This window comes from Pseudomonas syringae pv. tomato str. DC3000 (assembly GCF_000007805.1).
GTDB lineage: Bacteria > Pseudomonadota > Gammaproteobacteria > Pseudomonadales > Pseudomonadaceae > Aquipseudomonas > Aquipseudomonas avellanae.
Genome location: NC_004578.1, coordinates 2951239 through 2970767, shown reverse-complemented (window position 1 = coordinate 2970767; position 19529 = coordinate 2951239). Strand labels below are relative to the sequence as shown.

The following is a 19529-nucleotide window of genomic DNA, read 5'->3' as shown; positions in this document are numbered from 1 at the left end:
CCCCTCTCAACGTCTGCGCAGGAGCGATCCATGATTCAGCTCACCGCTGAGCGCACCCCGGCAGGTACCAGCTACCTGGCTACCGGCCAAGGCCATCCCGTGGTGTTGATTCACGGGGTGGGCCTGAACAAAGAGATGTGGGGCGGCCAGATCGTCGGGCTGGCCCCGCGTTATAGGGTTATTGCCTACGACATGCTGGGCCACGGCGCCAGCCCGCGGCCTGATCCGGACACCGGCCTGCCGGGCTACGCCGAGCAATTGCGCGAACTGCTGGCACACCTTGGCGTGCCGCAGGCATCGGTTGTCGGCTTCTCGATGGGCGGGCTTGTGGCGCGGGCGTTCGCGCTGCAATTCCCTCAGCTTTTGTCGGGGCTGGTCATCCTCAATAGCGTGTTCAATCGCAGCCCGGAACAGCGGGCGGGCGTCATTGCACGCACCAGCCAGGCAGCCGAGCACGGCCCGGACGCCAACGCAGGCGAGGCGCTGTCGCGCTGGTTCAGCCACGAATACCAGGCGGCCAACCCGGCACAGATCGCCGCCATCAGGCAGAATCTGGCGAGCAATGATCCGCAGGGCTATCTGACCACCTACAAGCTGTTTGCCACACAAGACATGTACCGTGCAGAGGATCTGGGCGATATTCGTGCGCCGACGCTGATCGCCACCGGTGAACTCGACCCTGGCTCCACGCCGGGAATGGCTCGCGAGCTGGCCATGCGTATTAGCGGTGCAGACGTCGCGATATTGCCCGATCAACGCCATATGATGCCGGTTGAGTCGCCACGCCTGGTCAACCAGGTGTTACTCGGGTTCTTTGAAAAAATCGGCCTCGCCAACCCGGCATCCGCCGACAGTTCGATAAAGGGGAGCGTTGCATGAGCCTTACCCGCTTTCAGATGTGCATCGACGGCCAGTGGGTCGATGCGCTGTCCGGCAAGACCTTCGACAGCCTCAACCCGGCACTGGCCGAACCCTGGGCGCAGTTGCCCGACGCGGGTGAGGCGGATGTCGAGCGCGCCGTGCAGGCGGCGCAAAAAGCGTTTGAAAGCCAGGAGTGGCGAGGCCTGACTGCCACCGCACGCGGCAAGTTGCTGCGCAGGCTGGGTGATCTGATCGCCGAGAACAAGGAACACCTGGCGCAACTGGAAAGCCGCGACAACGGCAAACTGATTCGCGAAACCCGTGGCCAGGTCAGTTACCTGCCAGAGTTCTTTCATTACACCGCCGGGCTGGCTGACAAACTCGAAGGCGGCACCCTGCCCCTCGACAAGCCGGACCTGTTTGCCTACACGGTGCACGAGCCGATGGGCGTGGTTGCCGGGATCATCCCCTGGAACAGCCCGCTGTACCTGACCGCCATCAAGCTGGCACCCGCACTGGCTGCCGGCAATACCATCGTCCTCAAGCCTTCGGAACACGCGTCGGCCACCGTGCTGGAACTGGCGCGACTGGCGCTTGAAGCCGGCATTGCGCCCGGTGTGGTCAACGTTATCACTGGCTACGGACCGACCACCGGCGCAGCCCTGACCCGCCACCCGCTGGTGCGCAAGATTGCCTTCACCGGCGGCGCAGCCACGGCGCGTCATGTGGTGCGCAGCAGCGCCGAAAACTTCGCCAAACTGTCGCTGGAACTGGGCGGCAAATCACCCAATATCATTTTCGCCGACGCCGACCTGGACAGCGCCATCAATGGCGCGGTCGCTGGCATTTATGCGGCGTCCGGGCAAAGCTGCGTGTCCGGCTCCAGGCTGCTGGTGCAGGACGAGATCTACGATGAATTCGTCGAGCGTCTGGCTGAACGCGCCAGCCGTATCCGCATCGGCAACCCGCTGGATGAAAGCACCGAAATGGGCCCGATGGCCACTGCCCAGCAGTTGGCTGTGGTGGAAGGCCTGGTGGCCGACGCGCTTGCCGAAGGTGCACGCCTGCGCCTGGGCGGCAAGCGCCCCGAACTGGACAGCAAAGGCTGGTTTTATGAGCCGACACTGTTCGAGTGCGACCACAACTCGATGAAGATCATGCAGGAAGAAGTGTTCGGCCCGGTCGCGTCTGTGATCCGCTTCAAGGACGAAGCCGAAGCGCTGGCGATCGCCAACGACTCGCAGTTCGGTCTGGCTGCCGGGATCTGGACCCGCGACCTGGGCCGCGCCCACCGGCTGGCACGGGACATTCGTTCAGGGATCATCTGGGTCAACACGTATCGCGCCGTATCGGCGATGGCGCCCATCGGTGGTTTCAAAAATAGCGGCTACGGCCGCGAGAGCGGGATAGACTCCGTGCTGGCCTACACCGAGCTGAAAACGGTGTGGATCAACCTTTCGCAGGCGCCCATGCCTGATCCATTTGTCATGCGTTAACGAGGCCGCTGCGATGATCGAACCCAGTATCTATAAAGAAGTCATGGCGTCATTCCCGTCGGGCGTGACGATAGTCACCACGCTGGACCCTGAAGGCAATCTGGTCGGCATCACCGCCAGTGCCTTCAGCGCGCTGTCCATTGACCCGGCGCTGGTGCTGTTCTGCCCCAATTACGCCTCCGACACCTACCCGGTGCTGCGTGACAGCAAGAAGTTTGCCATTCACCTGTTGTCTGCCGACCAGCAGGTCGAAGCCTATGCGTTCGCCAGCAAAGGCAAGGACAAGACCAAAGGCATCGAGTGGCACCTGAGCGAGCTGGGCAACCCGCTGCTGGGCAAGGCAACCGCGATCATCGAGTGCGAGCTGTGGCGCGAATACGACGGCGGCGATCATGCAATTATCGTCGGCGCGGTGAAAAACCTGATTCTGCCCGCCATTCCCGTGACGCCGATGATTTATCACCGGGGCAAGATGGGGGCACTGGCGCCGATCGTCTGAGGCGGCATCGGGCGCTTTTGGTGGTTGCGGGCATGAGCGTGATAAACTCGGCCGCGCTCCGGGTCTGAACTTTCGGGGCACGCAGCAGCCCGCGTACTCAGCGGGCTGCCGATAGGATTCAGGCTATGCTTAAGGTCACTTCTTCACATTGCCAGCCTTCTACATTGACAGCCCATTTCGAGCACACCCGATGAAACGCCTGCCACTCGACGACACCTTCAAAGTCAACCGCAACCCCGTCACCCTGCGGGAGATTGTGCTGGACAAGCTGCGCAGCGCGATCATGAACTTCCAGCTGCTGCCGGGCGATCGTCTGGTCGAGCGGGACCTGTGTGACCGGCTTGGGGTCAGCCGTACATCGGTACGCGAAGCACTGCGCCATCTGGAGTCCGAAGGGCTGGTGGAGTTCGCCGACGCCAAAGGCCCACGGGTGGCCATCATTACGCTGGAAGATGCCTGCGATATCTACGAGTTGCGCTGCGTGCTGGAAGGCCTGATCGTCCAGTTGTTCACCCTGCGCGCCAGCCCCAGGGACATCCGCGCGCTGGAAAAGGCGCTGGAAGTGAATCGCCAATCGCTCAAGGAAGGCGAGTTGCAGCAGGTCATCGATTCGGTGCAGGGTTTCTACGACGTATTGCTGGAGGGCTCGGGCAACCACGTTGCAGCCACCCAGCTACGTCAGTTGCAGGCACGCATCAGCTACCTGCGCGCCACCTCGGTCTCTCAGGAAAACCGCCGCGGTGCCAGCAACAAGGAAATGGAACTGATGGTCGAAGCCATCAAGAGCGGCGACCCGCTGGCCGCGCATCAAGCGTCGGTCGATCACGTCCGCAACGCTGCCAGAGTCGCGCTGGAATACCTGAAATCCAAGCAGGCCGAAGGCACCAAAGTCCGCGAGATCGTCGCGCCTGTGGTCATCAAAGAACCGCGCATAGGTCGCTGACATGGTGACACCGCGCTTCTGTCCTCAATGCGGTAGCGCTGACCTGGCTCAGCGCATCCCCGGCGGCGACACCCATGCGCGGCTGATATGCGGAAGTTGCCAGTACATTCATTACGTCAACCCGAAGATCATTGCCGGCTGCATCATCGAACAGGAAGGCAAGTACCTGCTCTGCCAGCGCGCCATACCGCCGCGCCCCGGCACCTGGACACTGCCAGCCGGCTTTATGGAAAGTGGCGAAACCACCGAGCAGGCGGCGCTGCGTGAAGTCTGGGAAGAAAGCGGCGTGCGCGCCGAAATCGTCTCGCCCTACTCCATCTTCAGCGTGCCGCGCATCAGCGAGGTGTACATCGTGTTCCGCGCCATCGCGCTGGAAGTCACTGGTCAGTTCGGCCCGGAAACCCTGGACTACAAATTCTTCGCCCCCGAAGACATCCCCTGGGACAGCATCTACTACCCCGCCATCCGCCAGATTCTTGAGCGCTACATTGAAGAACGCCATGCCGGTGTGTACGGCATCTATATCGGCAACGACGACACCGGCAAGGTCCACTTTATTCGTTAAGAGCAGCTTCAAGCGGTTAGCTGCAAGCTGCAAGCGAAGCGGTCCGAGGCGTACCTGGTTTTGCTTGAAGCTTGAAGCTTGTGGCTTGCAGCTGACACCCTAAGGCTGCCCCTCAACTATCACGATTTCGGCCTTTGCCGCGCCCTGCCGATGGCTCATGGCATTCTGGTATTGGGGCGAGTGGTAACAGGCAACTGCCTGTTCGTAGGATTCAAATTCGATAATCACCGTGCGTTGCGGCGTTGCTCGCCCTTCAATCGCTTCCGAGCGGCCGCCCCGGGCGAGAAATTTGCCGCCAAACAGCTGGAAAGCGGCTGGCGCGCGCTGGGTATATTCGCTGTACTGCTGAGGGTCGGTCACATCCACGTGGGCAATCCAATAAGCCTTCATCACGATCTCGCTGTTTCAATGATAGGGAATCTATGAAATATTCTGTCTTATGGTATACCACGATTCATTCATCCATAAAACCGGGATCATGAGCATGGCATTCGATCGCATCGAAGACATCATTGAAGACTATCGCCAAGGCAAGATGGTGTTGCTGGTCGATGATGAGGACCGTGAAAACGAAGGTGATCTGCTGCTTGCCGCCGATTGCTGCACAGCCCAGGCGATCAGTTTCATGGCCCGCGAAGCACGCGGGCTGATCTGCCTGACGCTGACCGACGAGCACTGTAAAAGCCTCGGGCTGGAACAGATGGTGCCGAGCAACGGCAGCGTTTTCGCCACCGCGTTCACTGTGTCCATCGAAGCGACGACGGGCGTGACCACCGGCATCAGCGCAGCAGATCGCGCGCGCACCGTGCAGGCGGCGGTCAATCCGGGGGCAGTGCCTGACGACTTGGTGCAGCCGGGCCATATTTTCCCGTTACGCGCTCGCGACGGCGGCGTGCTGACCCGCGCCGGGCACACCGAAGCGGGTTGCGACCTGGCACGCATGGCAGGTTTTACCCCCGCCTCGGTGATTGTCGAAGTCATGAATGACGACGGCACAATGGCGCGTCGCCCTGACCTGGAGCTGTTCGCCGAAAAACACGGCATCCGTATCGGCACCATCGCCGACCTGATCCATTACCGGCTGAGCACCGAGCACACCATCGTCAGAATCGGCGAGCGCGAGCTGCCCACGGTGCACGGCACCTTCCGCCTGTTCAGCTACGAAGACCGCATCGAAGGCGGCGTGCACATGGCCATGGTGATGGGCGATATCCGTCGCGAAGACCCGACGCTGGTGCGCGTGCACGTGGTTGACCCGCTGCGTGATCTGGTCGGCGCCGAGTACACCGGTCCGGCCAACTGGACGCTCTGGGCCGCCTTGCAGCGCGTCGCAGAAGAAGGCTGCGGCGTGGTCGTGGTGCTGGCCAATCACGAATCGTCACAAGCGTTGCTGGAGCGCATTCCGCAGTTGACCCAGCCACCGCGCCAGTACACCCGCTCGCAATCACGTATCTATTCCGAGGTCGGCACCGGCGCGCAGATTTTGCAGGACCTGGGGATCGGCAAGCTGCGCCACCTCGGCCCTCCGCTCAAATATGCCGGCCTGACCGGCTACGATCTGGAAGTGATTGAAAGTATTCCATTTCCCGGCTGAGCCAGATGATCAGGCCAGGCAAGCACGATAACCGGCCACTGGCAGCCTCTGGTATTCACCGTTGAAAACAGGCGATGAAGGCATTTTGACAGGGCAAAACGCTTGCAGAAAGCTTGGAATACCATAATATGACATTCCATCAACCGAATGTTTTGTCAGGTACATCGGCAAGCAAAAACACCAATAAAAGCACCTGACAGTTTTCAGTTTCAAGGCCCATTGGACCTACTGCTCCCGACTAAGCGGGCGACAAAAGCCCGCTCAAAACACAACAAATGAGGGCGTGAACATGGTGTTGAACAAACGTGCAACGGCAGTCCTGGCAGCAGGCGTGCTGGCTTTTTCCAGCGCCGCCGCCTTGGCTGCCGACAGCGTCAACTTCGTCAGTTGGGGCGGTTCGACCCAAGACTTTCAAAAAGAGGCCTGGGCGGCACCGTTCAGCAAGGCCAGTGGTATCACGGTCGTGCAGGATGGCCCGACCGACTACGGCAAACTCAAGGCCATGGTCGAAAGCGGTAACGTGCAGTGGGACGTGGTCGATGTCGAAGCCGACTTTGCCTTGCGTGCCGCCAGTGAAGGTCTGCTGGAGCCGCTGGATTTCAACACCATCAAGCGCGACGAAATCGACAAACGTTTCGTGACCGATCACGGCGCCGGTTCGTTCTTCTTCTCCTTCGTGCTCGGCTTCAACGAGAGCAAGGTAGGCGCCAAGCCGCCTGCGGACTGGTCTGCCATGTTCGACACCAAGACCTACCCCGGCAAACGCGCCCTGTACAAATGGCCAAGCCCCGGCGTGCTGGAACTGGCCCTGCTGGCCGATGGCGTAGCCGCCGACAAGCTTTACCCGCTGGACCTGGATCGCGCCTTCAAGAAACTCGACACCATCAAGAAAGACATCGTCTGGTGGGGCGGCGGTGCACAGTCGCAGCAACTGCTGGCTTCCGGCGAAGTGTCGATGGGCCAGATGTGGAACGGCCGTGTCTACGCCTTGCAACAGGACGGCGCACCGGTGGGCGTGAGCTGGAAACAGAACCTGGTCATGGCTGATTTTCTGGTCGTACCCAAAGGCGCAAAAAACAAGGACGCAGCGATGAAGTTCATCGCCAACGCGACCAGCGCCAAAGGCCAGGCGGACTTCTCCAACCTGAGTGCCTACGCACCGGTCAACACGCAAAGTGTGGCGCGTCTGGACTCCACGCTGGCGCCTAACCTGCCGACCGCGCATGTCGCCGACCAGATCACCCTCGACTTCGCCTACTGGGCCAAGAACGGTTCCGACATTGCGACACGGTGGAACGAATGGCTGGTCAAGTAAAAATGACGGCTGCCGTTCCTCGTCAACCCATCCCGGCCGATGGTGCACCCAGCACCGCCGGCACGGCACACCACAAGGCGACGAGCATGCAGCCATCCCCTTCCCTTGCGCAGCGCTGGCGTGGCAGCCGCAACCTGCTGCCGGCGCTGATCTTTCTGGGCCTGTTTTTCTTCGCTCCGCTGATCGGCCTGTTGCTGCGCGGGGTACTTGAACCGGTGCCCGGCCTTGGCAACTACGAGCAACTGTTCGCCAACTCGGCCTATTCCAGGGTCTTGCTGAACACCTTCTCGGTTGCCGGGCTGGTCACGCTGTTCAGCCTGCTGCTGGGCTTTCCGCTGGCCTGGGTCATCACGCTGGTGCCACGCGGCTGGGGCCGCTGGATTCTGAATATTGTGCTGCTGTCGATGTGGACCAGCCTGCTGGCGCGCACCTACTCTTGGCTTGTGCTATTGCAAGCGTCCGGGGTCATCAACAAGGCGCTGATGGGCATGGGCATCATCGATCAACCGCTGGAAATGGTCCACAACCTGACCGGTGTGGTGATCGGCATGAGCTACATCATGATTCCGTTCATCGTCCTGCCATTGCAGGCGACCATGCAGGCCATCGATCCGATGGTGCTGCAGGCGGGTTCGATCTGCGGGGCCAGCCCGTGGACCAATTTCTTCCGGGTGTTTTTGCCGCTGTGCCGTCCGGGGCTTTTTTCCGGGGGACTGATGGTATTTGTCATGTCGCTCGGTTATTACGTCACCCCGGCGTTGCTGGGTGGCGCGCAGAACATGATGCTGCCCGAATTCATCGTCCAGCAGGTGCAGTCGTTCCTCAACTGGGGGCTGGCCAGTGCCGCCGCCGCGTTGCTGGTGCTGATCACGCTGGTGCTGTTCTACTTCTACCTGAAGCTCCAGCCGGAATCTCCGGTCGGCGCCAGCAACGCGAGGTAAACCGCCATGCTCCTGACGCCCAATGCCATGAGCCCTGGTCTGCGCACGGGTCTGTACCTGACCACCGCGCTGATCGCGCTGTTTCTGTTGCTGCCGATCCTGTTCATCATCCTGTTGTCGTTCGGTTCCTCGCAGTGGCTGGTGTTTCCGCCGCCCGGCTGGACGCTGAAGTGGTATCAGCAGTTTTTCTCAAACCCTGACTGGATGGCCGCCGCCATGTCCAGTTTCAAGGTGGCGATTCTGACCACCATCGCGTCGGTGGCGCTCGGCCTGCCGACCGCGTTCGCACTGGTACGCGGCCGCTTTCCGGGACGCGACATCCTGTACGGCGTGTTTACGTTGCCGATGATCGTGCCGCTGGTGATCATCGCCGTGGCGGTCTACGCGCTGTTTCTCAAGCTGGGCTATACCGGGACGCTGTTTTCCTTTGTGGTCAGCCATGTGATCGTCGCCTTGCCGTTCACCATCATCTCGATTATCAATTCGCTGAAGCTGTTCGATCAGTCCATTGAAGACGCTGCGGTGATCTGCGGCGCGTCACGCTTGCAGGCGATCTACAAGGTGACCTTCCCCGGCATCCGTCCGGGCATGATGGCCGGCGCGCTGTTCGCGTTTCTCGTGTCGTGGGATGAGGTGGTGCTGAGCGTGATGATGGCCAGCCCGACCCTGCAGACCCTGCCTGTCAAGATGTGGACCACCCTGCGTCAGGACCTGACCCCGGTCATCGCTGTCGCCTCAACGTTGCTGATCGCCCTGTCGGTGCTGATCATGTTCATCGCCGCGGCCCTGCGTCGCCGCAACGAAGCCAGGAGTACGTCATGAGTGCCGTGATCAAAGACCCCGCCCCAGCGCATCAGAAACCGCTGGTTGCGCTGTGCAACCTGAACAAGCATTACGGTGACTTCGCAGCCGTCGATGATATTTCTCTGGAGATTCAGGACGGTGAATTCCTGACGTTTCTGGGCTCCAGTGGCTCGGGTAAAAGCACCACGTTGTCGATGCTCGCCGGTTTCGAGACGCCCAGTTCAGGTGAAATCCTGGTCAGCGGCAAATCGCTGGTCAATGTGCCGCCGCACAAGCGCGACATCGGCATGGTGTTCCAGCGCTACTCGCTGTTCCCGCACCTGTCGGTTCGCGACAACATTGCCTTCCCGCTGGCGATCCGCAAGCTGCCAGCAGCCGAGCGCGAAAAGAAGGTCGATGCCATGCTCAAGCTGGTTCAACTGGAAGCCTTCGCTCATCGTCGCCCTTCGCAATTGTCCGGTGGCCAGCAGCAACGGGTCGCCATTGCCCGGGCGCTGGTTTACGAGCCACGCATCCTGCTGATGGACGAACCCCTCGGTGCGCTGGACAAGAAGCTGCGCGAAGACCTGCAGGACGAATTGCGCCAGTTGCACCGCAGGCTAGGCATCACCATTGTCTACGTGACCCACGATCAGGAAGAAGCCATGCGCCTGTCCCAGCGCATCGCGATTTTCAGCCACGGCAAGATCGTCGGTCTGGGCACCGGTTACGACCTGTATCAGAACCCGCCGAATGCCTTTGTCGCCTCGTTTCTGGGCAACTCGAACTTCCTTAAGCTCAAGGCACAGGGCAACGCCGTTGCGACGTTTGAAGGCAGTTCGCTGGCGATTCGGCTGACCTCCAACCTCAAAACCGATCAGGACGTGCTGCTGATGGTGCGCCCGGAAAAAGCCCAGGCACTGAGTGTGGCCCAGGCCGCCGCCACGCCGCTGGAAGCCGGCTGGAACGAGGTCAGCGCCACTGTCACCGAGGTGCTGTTTCTCGGCGAAAGCCAGACGTGCTCGGTGGTGACCACTGGCGGCACAGCGATGACCGTCAAAGCGCTGTCCGCCACCGGCATGCCCTTAAAAGCCGCAGATCCGGTGCGCGTGCGCTGGGCCGCCGCCGATGCGTGTATCTACACCGAATGGACCGACAGCGACCTGAACAAGGCGGCTGGCGCGCACTGATTCAGAGTCATGATTCAGAGTCGTACCACACAATCACGACCCAGAATCAGACAGGCGCGTGGTGCACGGCAAAATACTCACGCAAGAACTCCACCGTGACACGGACCTTGGCCGAACTCATCAGCGGCGAGGTGTGAACTGCCCAGATATCGGCATCCTGCCGGTATTCGGGCAGCACTGGAACCAACCGGCCTTCAGCCAGATCGGTACGCACATCCCACAGCGAACGCAACAACACCCCGCGCCCGTCCAGACACCACTGCCGGGCGATTTCGCCGTGGTTGGTGGAAAGGCTGCCGGTCACCTTCACGGTTTCAGCACCCTGCGAGCCGTTGAGATGCCAGATACCGAACGGCCGGTCACGCTCCTTGATCACCAGGCAATCGTGGTTGGCCAGTTCAGCCAGACTGAGCGGAACGCCGTGCTGCTGCACATACGCGGGGCTTGCGCACAGCACGCGCCAATTACTGGCCAGATGCCTGGCGCGCAGGTGCGGGGCGATGTCGTTGCCGACGCGAATGTCCAGATCCACGCCCTCCTCGATCAGGTCCACCAACCGATCCTGAATGTCCAGGCGGATATCCAGCTTCGGGTAACGCGCCGCCAGCTCCGACAAGGCCGGTGCCACGAAGCGGCGACCCAGGCCCTGACTGCTGACCACTCGCAACAGGCCGCTGGGCTCGCCGTGCAACGCCGCGACCTCATCGCCCATCTGCTGCACAGACTCCAGAATGCCCTTGGCCCACTCATAAACCCGCTCGCCATCTTCGGTAATCGACACTTGCCTTGTGGAACGGTGCAGCAACACCACGCCCATGTTCTGCTCCAGCAGCTTGACGCGCTTGCTGACGTACGCGGCAGACATACCCAGTTCATTGGCAGCGCCAACAAAGCTCGAGCGTCGAGCGACGTGAATGAACACGTTCAGGTCATCGAGGTTTGGATAATTCATGAATCGTGTTTTCTCAATCCATTAATCGGCTGATTATCTTTGCATCGTGTGCTTATAGCATGGGCAGCCTGTACTACCCACCCCTACAAGCCGCCCAACGAGAGTGCCCGATATGAACAACAAGAAATTGCGCATTGCTGCCATCGCCGGAGACGGAATCGGCCTGGAGGTGCTGCCCGAAGGCGTGCGCGTGGTGCAGGCTGCCGCCGCCAGACACGGGCTGGAGCTGCAGTTCGAGTACTTCGAATGGGCCAGCTGCGATTACTACCTGGAACACGGCAAGATGATGCCGGACGACTGGTTTGATCAGTTGAAAAGCTTTGATGCGATTTTCTTCGGTGCTGTGGGCTGGCCCGATAAAGTGCCCGATCACATTTCCCTGTGGGGCTCGCTGCTCAAGTTTCGTCGCGAGTTCGATCAGTACGCCAACATCCGCCCGGTGCGCCTGTTCCCCGGCGTACCCTGCCCGCTCGCCAACCGTAAACCGGGCGACATCGATTTTGTCGTGGTCCGGGAAAACACCGAAGGTGAATACTCGTCGCTGGGCGGGATCATGTTCGAGAACACCGACAACGAATTCGTGCTGCAGGAATCGGTGTTCACCCGTCGCGGTGTCGACCGCATTCTCAAGTTCGCTTTCGAGATGGCCAGAAAGCGCGAACGCAAGCACGTCACCTCCGCGACCAAATCCAACGGCATGGCCATCAGCATGCCCTACTGGGACAAACGCACCGAGGCGATGGCCAGCCACTACCCGGAGATCAGTTGGGACAAGCAACACATCGACATCCTGTGCGCGCGTTTCGTGCTGCAACCGGAGCGCTTCGACGTGGTGGTGGCCTCCAACCTGTTCGGCGACATCCTCAGCGACCTCGGCCCGGCCTGCGCAGGCACCATCGGCATTGCGCCGTCGGCCAACCTCAACCCGGAGCGCCGCTTCCCGTCGCTGTTCGAACCGGTTCACGGCTCGGCGCCCGACATCTTCGGCAAGAATATCGCCAACCCGATCGCCATGATCTGGTCCGGCGCCCTGATGCTGGAATTCCTCGGCCAAGGCGACAAGCGCTTCACGGCGGCGCATGACGAAATCATCATGGCCATTGAACAGGCCATCGCCAGCGGCGAGGTAACCCCTGACCTGGGCGGCCAGCGCTCGACGCAGGAAGTGGGTGCGGCGATTGCGGGGCGGGTTGGCGCGGCGCGTTAACAGCGTTACTCGAGGCTTGCTGGCGTTGCCCGCTCTTCCAGCAACGCCACAAAGCGGGTCAGGCTGCGTGAAACCGTGCCGCGCCGCCAGATCAGCCAGGTGTGCAGGTAGCGAAACTTCTCGGACAACGGCCAGATGCTGACCGTGGCGCAACCGGGCATGCTTTCCAGCATGCTGCGCGGCATCAGCGCCAGGCCGGCACCGGCGCTGACGCAGGCGAGCATGCCGTGGTAGGACTCCATTTCGTGGATCTTGCCCGGCACGGCGGCGTCGTCGGTGAACCAGCGCTCGAAGTGATGGCGGTACGAGCAATTGGCGCGAAACGCATAGATGCTCTCACCGCTGACATCACGCCCGCGTTTGACCGGCGCATGATTGAACGGCGCAATGATGACCATTTCCTCCTCGAACACCGGCACGCCCTCAAGAGCCGGGTGCAGCACCGGACCATCGACAAACGCGGCGACCAGTCGCCCGGCAAGAACGCCGTCGATCATGGTTCCGGACGGTCCGGTGGAGAGGTCCAGTTCGACTTTTGCATTTTGCTGGTTGTAGGCCGCCAGCAGCGCGGGGATCCGTACAGCCGCAGTGCTTTCCAGCGAGCCCAATGAAAAAGGCCCTTGCGGCTCTTCTCCCGACACCGCCAGCCGCGCCTCCTGCACCAGGTCCAGAATACGCCGCGTGTAATCGAGGAAATTCCAGCCGGCGGGCGACAGGCGCAAGCGGTGCTTTTCGCGGATGAACAGATCCACGCCCAGGTCCTGTTCCAACTGCTTGATGCGCGTGGTCAGGTTCGACGGCACTCGATGAATCTGCTGCGCGGCTGCGCTGATGCTGCCGTGTTCAGCGACAGCCTTGAATATTTCGAGCTGAACCAGATCCACAGTATTCTCCAAACGTGAACGATTCGATCATTATTATTCAGTTTTAGAAAACATTGCACGCCTATATTCTGGCTTCACTCCCCACCTCAACAGGATGGCGCAATGACCACTGTTTCCAGCAACACCCACGCGATCTCGATCAACCCGGTTTCGGGCGAACAGATCGGTAGCTATGCCTTTGAATCCGATGCTGTACTGAACCGCACACTTTCCCGCGCGGCGGCAGGCTTTGCAGGCTGGAAGCGTACACCTGTCCAGCAACGCGCGCAGTTGATCATCGCCATGGGCCAGGTGTTGCGCGACGACGCTGAAAACATCGCCCGGATGATCAGCCGGGAAATGGGCAAGCCCGTGGCGCAGGCCAGAGGCGAAGTCGAGAAATGCGCGCAGTTGTGCGACTGGTATGCGGCGCACGGGCCGGCGATGCTGATTGCCGAACCCACCCAGGTCGAGCATGACAAGGCACGCATTGAATACCGCCCGCTGGGGCCGATTCTGGCGGTGATGCCGTGGAATTTCCCGATCTGGCAGGTGCTGCGCGGTGCGATCCCGACGCTGCTGGCGGGTAATACCTACGTGCTCAAGCATGCGCCCAACGTGATGGGCTGTGCCTACTTGATGCTGGGCGCGTTCAAGCGTGCAGGTTTTCCAGAAGGTGTGTTTGAAGTCATCAACGTGACCCCGGAAGGTGTTTCAAAAGCTATTGCCGACCCACGCATTGCCGCTGTCACGCTGACCGGCAGCGTGCGTGCCGGGCAGGCGATTGGTGCACAGGCCGGTGCTGCGCTGAAGAAGTGTGTGCTGGAGCTGGGCGGTTCCGACCCGTTTATCGTGCTCAATGATGCGGATCTGGATCAAGCCGTGAAAGCAGCGGTGATCGGTCGTTTCCAGAACACCGGGCAGGTCTGTGCGGCGGCCAAGCGTTTGATCATCGAGCAAGGCGTGGTCGAGGAATTTACCCGCAGGTTCGTTGAGCAGACTCGCCAGTTGGTGATCGGCGATCCGCTGTGCGGCGAGACGTATATCGGCCCGATGGCACGCGTTGATCTGCGTGACGAACTGGATGCCCAGGTTCAGGACACCCTGGCCGAAGGCGCGACGCTGTTGCTGGGCGGCAGGAAGGCGGATGGCCAGGGCAATTACTACGAGCCGACGGTGCTGGGCGATGTTACCGACCAGATGACCTCGTTCAGGCAGGAACTGTTCGGCCCGGTGGCTTCGATCATCACCGCACGCGACGCGCAGCACGCCCTGGAACTGGCCAACGACAGCGAATTCGGCCTGACCGCGACGGTGTACACCCGTGATCTGGAGCTTGCGCAACGCATGACCGAAGAACTGGAAACCGGTGGTGTGTTTATCAACGGCTACAGCGCCTCAGATCCACGGGTGACCTTTGGCGGTGTGAAAAAAAGCGGCTTTGGTCGCGAGCTCTCGCACTTCGGTTTACGCGAATTCTGCAATGCACAAACCGTGTGGCGCGATCGTCATTGAGGGTCGGGAGAACATCTCATGCCCATGCGGCTCGGCGCATATCTTGACGAGTGCAGAGAATGGGCTTCTGCCCGGAGGGCGTAGGAGTGGACTTGTCCACGAAGGGTTGCGAAGCGGCCCTGAAACCGGTCACATTGGCTGTGTCTGGCACACCGAGGCGGCCGATTTTACTGCCGGTTCCCGGCAGTTCGCGGACAAGTCCGCTCCCACGAAAACCGAGAGATCGTGGGCAAGCGAAGCGTCGCCCGATCCGCTACCACGCAGTACCCGGCGCGTCGCTGATTACTCCTCGCCCGTTTCCACCACCGCAGGCTCGCCAATCGTGTAGAAATGCCCGCCTGCGATGTAGTGCAGGCTACGCCATTTCGGATCGGCTTTTTCGAATTGCCAATGCCCTTCGTTGAACACGCGGTTATCCGCCCAGGCACCGACCACTTCGCCAATGAACAGGTCGTAGGTCTGTTCATTGTGCGGCTCGGGGATGACTTTGCAGATCAGCCAGGCGGAGCATCCGGCCACCAGCGGGGTGTGGTGATCCTCAATGCGAAACAGGTCCACATTGGCCTTGTCCAGCTTGTCGGGGGTAAACACCTTGCTTTGGGTGCCGACGTCGAAGGTCATCTGCAATTGATCCAGATTGGGCACCTGCAGCGCAAAGTAACCGCTTTTTTCCACCAGCCCACGGGTCTTGGTGATCTTGTCAATCACCAGCGTCACTTTGGGCGGCGAGAAGTCCAGCGCGCAAGCCCAGGCCGCAGCCATGACGTTATGGGTGCCTTCATGACTGGAGGACACCAGCACGGTCGGGCCATGGTTGAGCAATCGGTAGGCCTTTTCCAGCTCGACCGGACGAATGTGATTGTCCACTTGTTACCCTCGGAAAACATGGTTCGTGCCGCTACCGGCAAGGCAGCGAAATAAGGCATTGTGCGTTCGCCACGCCATACTGCATTGTGCAGCGGCAGACAGACTGCACAACCCTGCCCCCACCCACGCATAAGGTTTCGGATTGAGCAGCATAGACAGCCAGATACCCAAAGTGTTCGCCCTGGTCCTCGCCGCAGGCCGCAGCAGGCGTTTTGACGGTGATAAACGAAAGGCGCTGCTGCCCTGCGGGCGCACCTTGCTGACGGCCTGCCTGGAAACGGCCGGCAAGGTATTTACCGAAACAGGCGTCGTCCTGCGCGAGGACGATGAGGTTCAGACACTGGGCATTCCGTCGAAAGTGACGATTATTCGCTGCAAACACGCAGATCTGGGCATGGGCCATAGCCTTGCAGCCGGCATTGCCGCAGCGCTGAATTCATCCGCCGACGCAGTGGCCATTCTGCTCGCGGACATGCCGTGGATTGAGCCGCAGACCCTGCGCGATCTGGCCAGACTGGCTGACCCACAGCGCATCGCCCTGCCGATGCATGAAGGGCAGCGCGGTCATCCGGTGATCATCGGACGACGGTTCTGGCCCCGATTGCTGGCACTTGAGGGCGACCAGGGCGCGAAGGCCCTGATCACGAACAACCCCGCATTTTGCGACGTCATGAACTGCGACGACCCCGGCGTGCTGCGCGATGCAGACACCCGGTCAGCGTTGGCAATCGCTTGCCGGCAACACCTTACAGCCGGGCGCGACTGACGCCGTTGGCGACCCGAAGGATATCGGCCATCACCGCGATGGCGATCTCCGCAGGTGTCTTGCTGCCCAGGTTCAGGCCGATGGGTGCATGAATTCGCTCCAGCACCTCGCTGTCTAGCCCGCCGATTCTGGCCAGGCGCTCGATACGCTTGCTACTGGTGCGCATCGAACCCATCGCGCCGATGTAAAACGCCTCGGTGCGTACAGCCTCAAGCATGCTCAAGTCATCCAGTTTCGGGTCATGAGTCAAGGCCAGTACCGCCGTCGAACTGTGACAGCCGCCCTCGGCGATGAATACCGCAGGCAATACCCCGCGCACTTCAACGCCCGGCATCGAAAACCCTGCCGTAACCTCGACACGCGGGTCACAGACGATCACCTCATAGCCCATCGCGACGGCAAAGCTGGCGCAGAACTCGGCGACCGGCGACAACCCGGCCAGCAGCACGCGATACACCGCCCCCATGCGAATGCTGATGCGCTCGCCGTCTACCTGCACCCGCGCCTCGCCCAGCGTGGCAGGCCCGATGTCTCTCAGCCCACCGCCCAACTGCACTTCCCGGCTTACCAGCTCACGCCCGGCAAGCGCCTGTTCGATAGCCGCCAGATGCGCGTCGGCGTCCAGGCTCGGCGCGATGAACTCGATCAGGACATCCAGTACCCCACCGCAAGGCAAGGCGCGCGTGGGTGCAAACCCGCCATCGCCGTAGCGAACCACCTGATTGAGCGGCTGAAACTGCCCGGCAGCCACACGCTCGAGAAAATCCTCCTCTACACAGCCGCCAGACAGCGAACCACGATGCTCGCCGCTGCCGAGCGCCACCAGCATGGCCCCCGGTCCACGCGGGGCCGAGCCGAACGTGGAGAGCACCGTGCACAGCCAGACCGGTTTGCCACCGGCCAGCCAGTCCCGTGCCTGTTGTACAACCTGCAAGTCGAGCTGTTTCATCGTTACAACCCTGCCATCAGTTTTTCCTTGGTGATGGGAAGACTGCGCACCCGTTTGCCAGTTGCGTGATAGACAGCGTTGGCCACCGCAGCGGCCAGCCCGGTCACACCGATTTCTCCAATGCCCCGCGCGCCGAACTCGCCCAGGTTGTAGTCGGGGTAATCGAGCAGCATGACGTCGATGTCCGGCTGATCCGCATGCACCGGCACCACGTACTCGGCGTAGTTGTTATTGACCGGCATGCCGCTGCGCGGGTCGTATTCACCGGCTTCGAACAGTGCCATGCCAATGCCCATGACAATCGCGCCCTCGACCTGATTGCGCGCCGCCAGCGGGTTGATCACCTTGCCCACATCAATGGCGCTGACCACCCGCGACACGCGCAGGCTGGAAATGCCCGGATCCCAGCGCACCTCCACAAAATGCACGCCAAACGAACGGAAAGAATACTTGCCCGCTTCAGGCATACCGCTCTGGAAGTTGCCCTCGGCGCGCGACAGGCGCTGCCCCTTCAGAACATCGACGAAGCTGGCGCGCTGTTCACCCATCACCAGTTGCCCGTTCTCGACCTTGATCGACTCGGGGTCCTGCCCGGCAAACACGGCATCCTTGCTGATGGCGTACTGACGCAGCTTCTGCAACGCTTCACGCGTGGCCCCGGCAATGGCCGGCATCACGCTGGCGGTCACCCACGAACCACCCGAAACAGGGCCTGGCGGAAAGGATGAGCTGCCCAATTCCACTTCGACACGCTCAATCGGGATGCCGGTCAACTCGCTGACGGTCTGGGCGACGATGGTGTAGGTTCCGGTGCCAATGTCCTGCAAGCCACATTGCGCCAGCGCCGTGCCGTCGGAACGCAGGACCACCCGCGCATCGGTCGGCACTTGATGGGCTTCCCAGTTACACGCGCCCATGCCGTAACCGATGATTTCATCGCCTTCGCGCATAGAGCCCACAGCGGCCTTGCGCGCCTGCCAGCCGAAACGCTCGGCAGCCTTGTCGATGGCCTCCGGCAAGTGGTTGCTGGACCACGGCAAGCCGACGCTCTGATCCTTGTCGGACAGATTAAGCTTGCGAAACGCCAGCGGGTCCATGCCGCTGGCCAGGGCCATTTCGTCAATGGCCGACTCCAGCGCAAACAAGCCAGGTGCCGCGCCCGGCGCACGCATCGACGTTGGTGTGCCACGGTTGATCGGGCTGATCTTGTGGCTGACCATTACGTTTTCGCACGAATACAGGCTTTTGGTCACGCCACCGCAGTTTTCGGTGTAATCATCGAGCATCGAGGTGTTGTTCAGCGACTCATGACGAATCGACGTCAGCTTGCCGCTGGCATCGGTAGCCAGGCGCAGGCGCTGACGGGTTTCGGGGCGATGGCCCACCGTGGTGAACATCTGCGCACGCGGCAGCACCAATTGCACCGGGCGACCAGTGACCTGGGCAGCCGCACAGGCGGCCACCGAGTGCGGCCACGGCCACAGCTTGCCGCCGAAGCCTGAGCCGATGAACGGTGCCCGCACTTCCACACGGTCGGGCGACAGGTCAAACACGTTGGCCAGCAGGTTGCGGTGGTTGACCACCCCTTGGGTGCTTTCGTAGACGAAAAGTTTGCCGTCCTGCCACCATGCGGTGCTGGCGTGCATTTCCATCGGGTTATGCACTTCAACCGGCGTGGTATAGGTCTGATCGACTTTCACTTTTGCGCTCTGGAACGCGCCGTCCGGGTTGCCACGGTTGTGGCCGGCGCCGCCATCACGGGTGCCGTTCACGCGCAGGCCTTCCTGCAGGTCCTTGACGGCCGGACGCTGGTCGTAATCGACCGTCACGCGATGGGCAGCCGCCCTCGCCTGCTCGAAACTTTCAGCCACCACCAGCGCCACAAACTGGCCGGGGTAGTACACCTTGTCGTCCTCGAACGGCAGCCTGTGCTCGTCAGCCTTGCTGGCCGAGAGCATTTTGGCAAAGCTCAGCTTGGTGTTCGGGGTGCGGTGCAGGGTGGGAAAGTTGCCGTGGTGAAAGATGTCCACCACGCCGGGCATCGCCTTCGCCTGCTGATCGTTGATGGCAACCACGCGGCCATTGGCAATCGTGCTGTAGACGCCATAGGCATAGAGCATCTTGTCCATGGCGTGATCAGCCGCGTAGCGCGCCTGACCACTGACTTTCTGGCCGCCGTCGATGCGACGCTGCGGCTTGCCGATGATGTTATCGCTCATGAGA

At 61.3% G+C, this 19529-nt stretch carries 19 protein-coding genes; 13 read left to right on the top strand and 6 right to left on the bottom strand.

The genetic code is table 11. From position 1 onward, the window contains the following. Positions 1-30: 30 nt before the first annotated feature. The 5 genes from PSPTO_RS13825 (at position 31) to PSPTO_RS13805 (ending at position 4364) form a co-directional block, all read left to right on the top strand. Positions 31-879, top strand: a complete 849-nt coding sequence (locus PSPTO_RS13825; protein ID WP_007246008.1) for an alpha/beta fold hydrolase — start codon at positions 31-33, stop codon at positions 877-879. Continuing rightward, positions 876-2357: an aldehyde dehydrogenase gene (locus PSPTO_RS13820; protein WP_011104137.1), complete on the top strand. Its 1482-nt coding sequence runs from the start codon at positions 876-878 to the stop codon at positions 2355-2357. Before PSPTO_RS13825 ends, PSPTO_RS13820 begins: the two co-directional genes overlap by 4 nt. A 13-nt stretch (positions 2358-2370) precedes the next feature. Beyond that, positions 2371-2856: a flavin reductase family protein gene (locus PSPTO_RS13815; protein ID WP_003382778.1), complete on the top strand. Its 486-nt coding sequence runs from the start codon at positions 2371-2373 to the stop codon at positions 2854-2856. 190 nt (positions 2857-3046) lie between these two features. Continuing rightward, positions 3047-3799 (top strand): GntR family transcriptional regulator, encoded by a 753-nt coding sequence (locus PSPTO_RS13810; RefSeq protein ID WP_011104136.1) that lies wholly within the window; start codon positions 3047-3049, stop codon positions 3797-3799. 1 nt (position 3800) lies between these two features. Continuing rightward, positions 3801-4364 carry an NUDIX hydrolase gene (locus tag PSPTO_RS13805; protein ID WP_005762680.1) on the top strand — a complete coding sequence of 188 codons (564 nt, stop codon included), beginning with the start codon at positions 3801-3803 and terminating at the stop codon, positions 4362-4364. A 99-nt stretch (positions 4365-4463) separates the two neighbouring features. On the opposite strand, the gene PSPTO_RS13800 is transcribed toward PSPTO_RS13805, so the two are convergent. After that, a complete protein-coding gene (locus tag PSPTO_RS13800) occupies positions 4464-4754 on the bottom strand; it encodes a DUF1330 domain-containing protein (protein ID WP_005762682.1) in 291 nt (96 codons plus the stop codon). A 94-nt stretch (positions 4755-4848) separates the two neighbouring features. Between PSPTO_RS13800 and ribBA the strand changes: the two genes are divergently transcribed. The 5 genes from ribBA to PSPTO_RS13775 all read left to right on the top strand — a co-directional run bounded on the left by ribBA (position 4849) and on the right by PSPTO_RS13775 (position 10187). Further along, positions 4849-5958 (top strand): bifunctional 3,4-dihydroxy-2-butanone-4-phosphate synthase/GTP cyclohydrolase II, encoded by a 1110-nt coding sequence (gene ribBA / locus PSPTO_RS13795; RefSeq protein ID WP_011104135.1) that lies wholly within the window; start codon positions 4849-4851, stop codon positions 5956-5958. Between the two features lie 289 nt (positions 5959-6247). Continuing rightward, complete coding sequence (locus PSPTO_RS13790) at positions 6248-7273, top strand: ABC transporter substrate-binding protein (RefSeq protein WP_005762684.1); 1026 nt, start codon at positions 6248-6250, stop codon at positions 7271-7273. After that, complete coding sequence (locus PSPTO_RS13785) at positions 7258-8214, top strand: ABC transporter permease (protein ID WP_005762686.1); 957 nt, start codon at positions 7258-7260, stop codon at positions 8212-8214. Before PSPTO_RS13790 ends, PSPTO_RS13785 begins: the two co-directional genes overlap by 16 nt. 6 nt (positions 8215-8220) lie before the next feature. Continuing rightward, on the top strand, positions 8221-9036 hold the full coding sequence (locus PSPTO_RS13780) for an ABC transporter permease (protein WP_011104134.1): 816 nt from the start codon (positions 8221-8223) through the stop codon (positions 9034-9036). Continuing rightward, a complete protein-coding gene (locus PSPTO_RS13775) occupies positions 9033-10187 on the top strand; it encodes an ABC transporter ATP-binding protein (protein WP_005762690.1) in 1155 nt (384 codons plus the stop codon). Before PSPTO_RS13780 ends, PSPTO_RS13775 begins: the two co-directional genes overlap by 4 nt. A 46-nt stretch (positions 10188-10233) precedes the next feature. Here PSPTO_RS13775 and PSPTO_RS13770 read toward each other — a convergent pair whose 3' ends face one another. Continuing rightward, positions 10234-11139 carry a LysR substrate-binding domain-containing protein gene (locus PSPTO_RS13770; RefSeq protein WP_007246000.1) on the bottom strand — a complete coding sequence of 302 codons (906 nt, stop codon included), beginning with the start codon at positions 11137-11139 and terminating at the stop codon, positions 10234-10236. Positions 11140-11251: 112 nt separating this feature from the next. Between PSPTO_RS13770 and PSPTO_RS13765 the strand changes: the two genes are divergently transcribed. Then, complete coding sequence (locus PSPTO_RS13765) at positions 11252-12346, top strand: tartrate dehydrogenase (protein ID WP_011104133.1); 1095 nt, start codon at positions 11252-11254, stop codon at positions 12344-12346. Between the two features lie 5 nt (positions 12347-12351). Here the strand turns inward: PSPTO_RS13765 and PSPTO_RS13760 are convergent, their stop codons facing one another. Next, positions 12352-13230, bottom strand: a complete 879-nt coding sequence (locus PSPTO_RS13760) for a putrescine utilization regulator PtrR (protein ID WP_005762697.1) — start codon at positions 13228-13230, stop codon at positions 12352-12354. Positions 13231-13332: 102 nt separating this feature from the next. Here PSPTO_RS13760 and PSPTO_RS13755 point away from each other — a divergent pair, with 102 nt between their 5' ends. Beyond that, positions 13333-14724: an aldehyde dehydrogenase family protein gene (locus PSPTO_RS13755; protein ID WP_005762699.1), complete on the top strand. Its 1392-nt coding sequence runs from the start codon at positions 13333-13335 to the stop codon at positions 14722-14724. 282 nt (positions 14725-15006) lie between these two features. On the opposite strand, the gene PSPTO_RS13750 is transcribed toward PSPTO_RS13755, so the two are convergent. After that, positions 15007-15591 carry a flavin reductase family protein gene (locus tag PSPTO_RS13750; RefSeq protein WP_005762701.1) on the bottom strand — a complete coding sequence of 195 codons (585 nt, stop codon included), beginning with the start codon at positions 15589-15591 and terminating at the stop codon, positions 15007-15009. A gap of 142 nt (positions 15592-15733) precedes the next feature. Here PSPTO_RS13750 and PSPTO_RS13745 point away from each other — a divergent pair, with 142 nt between their 5' ends. Next, a complete protein-coding gene (locus PSPTO_RS13745; RefSeq protein WP_005762703.1) occupies positions 15734-16357 on the top strand; it encodes a nucleotidyltransferase family protein in 624 nt (207 codons plus the stop codon). On the opposite strand, the gene PSPTO_RS13740 is transcribed toward PSPTO_RS13745, so the two are convergent. Beyond that, entirely contained in the window at positions 16338-17306 is a 969-nt protein-coding gene (locus tag PSPTO_RS13740) for an XdhC family protein (RefSeq protein ID WP_007245995.1), read from the bottom strand. The two genes, PSPTO_RS13745 and PSPTO_RS13740, sit on opposite strands and share 20 nt — an antisense overlap. 2 nt (positions 17307-17308) lie before the next feature. Then, positions 17309-19525 (bottom strand): xanthine dehydrogenase family protein molybdopterin-binding subunit, encoded by a 2217-nt coding sequence (locus PSPTO_RS13735; RefSeq protein WP_007245994.1) that lies wholly within the window; start codon positions 19523-19525, stop codon positions 17309-17311. Positions 19526-19529 lie beyond the last annotated feature (4 nt).

Bases quoted from the DNA above. Each gene is read 5' to 3' on its own strand.
- PSPTO_RS13765 (WP_011104133.1), top strand. From the start codon at position 11,252: ATGAACAACAAGAAATTGCGCATTGCTGCCATCGCCGGAGACGGAATC.
- PSPTO_RS13805 (WP_005762680.1), top strand. From the start codon at position 3,801: ATGGTGACACCGCGCTTCTGTCCTCAATGCGGTAGCGCTGACCTGGCT.
- ribBA (WP_011104135.1), top strand. From the start codon at position 4,849: ATGGCATTCGATCGCATCGAAGACATCATTGAAGACTATCGCCAAGGC.
- PSPTO_RS13800 (WP_005762682.1), bottom strand. From the start codon at position 4,754: ATGAAGGCTTATTGGATTGCCCACGTGGATGTGACCGACCCTCAGCAG.
- PSPTO_RS13735 (WP_007245994.1), bottom strand. From the start codon at position 19,525: ATGAGCGATAACATCATCGGCAAGCCGCAGCGTCGCATCGACGGCGGC.
- PSPTO_RS13815 (WP_003382778.1), top strand. From the start codon at position 2,371: ATGATCGAACCCAGTATCTATAAAGAAGTCATGGCGTCATTCCCGTCG.
- PSPTO_RS13825 (WP_007246008.1), top strand. From the start codon at position 31: ATGATTCAGCTCACCGCTGAGCGCACCCCGGCAGGTACCAGCTACCTG.
- PSPTO_RS13775 (WP_005762690.1), top strand. From the start codon at position 9,033: ATGAGTGCCGTGATCAAAGACCCCGCCCCAGCGCATCAGAAACCGCTG.
- PSPTO_RS13755 (WP_005762699.1), top strand. From the start codon at position 13,333: ATGACCACTGTTTCCAGCAACACCCACGCGATCTCGATCAACCCGGTT.
- PSPTO_RS13740 (WP_007245995.1), bottom strand. From the start codon at position 17,306: ATGAAACAGCTCGACTTGCAGGTTGTACAACAGGCACGGGACTGGCTG.
- PSPTO_RS13810 (WP_011104136.1), top strand. From the start codon at position 3,047: ATGAAACGCCTGCCACTCGACGACACCTTCAAAGTCAACCGCAACCCC.
- PSPTO_RS13790 (WP_005762684.1), top strand. From the start codon at position 6,248: ATGGTGTTGAACAAACGTGCAACGGCAGTCCTGGCAGCAGGCGTGCTG.
- PSPTO_RS13820 (WP_011104137.1), top strand. From the start codon at position 876: ATGAGCCTTACCCGCTTTCAGATGTGCATCGACGGCCAGTGGGTCGAT.
- PSPTO_RS13785 (WP_005762686.1), top strand. From the start codon at position 7,258: ATGGCTGGTCAAGTAAAAATGACGGCTGCCGTTCCTCGTCAACCCATC.
- PSPTO_RS13770 (WP_007246000.1), bottom strand. From the start codon at position 11,139: ATGAATTATCCAAACCTCGATGACCTGAACGTGTTCATTCACGTCGCT.
- PSPTO_RS13780 (WP_011104134.1), top strand. From the start codon at position 8,221: ATGCTCCTGACGCCCAATGCCATGAGCCCTGGTCTGCGCACGGGTCTG.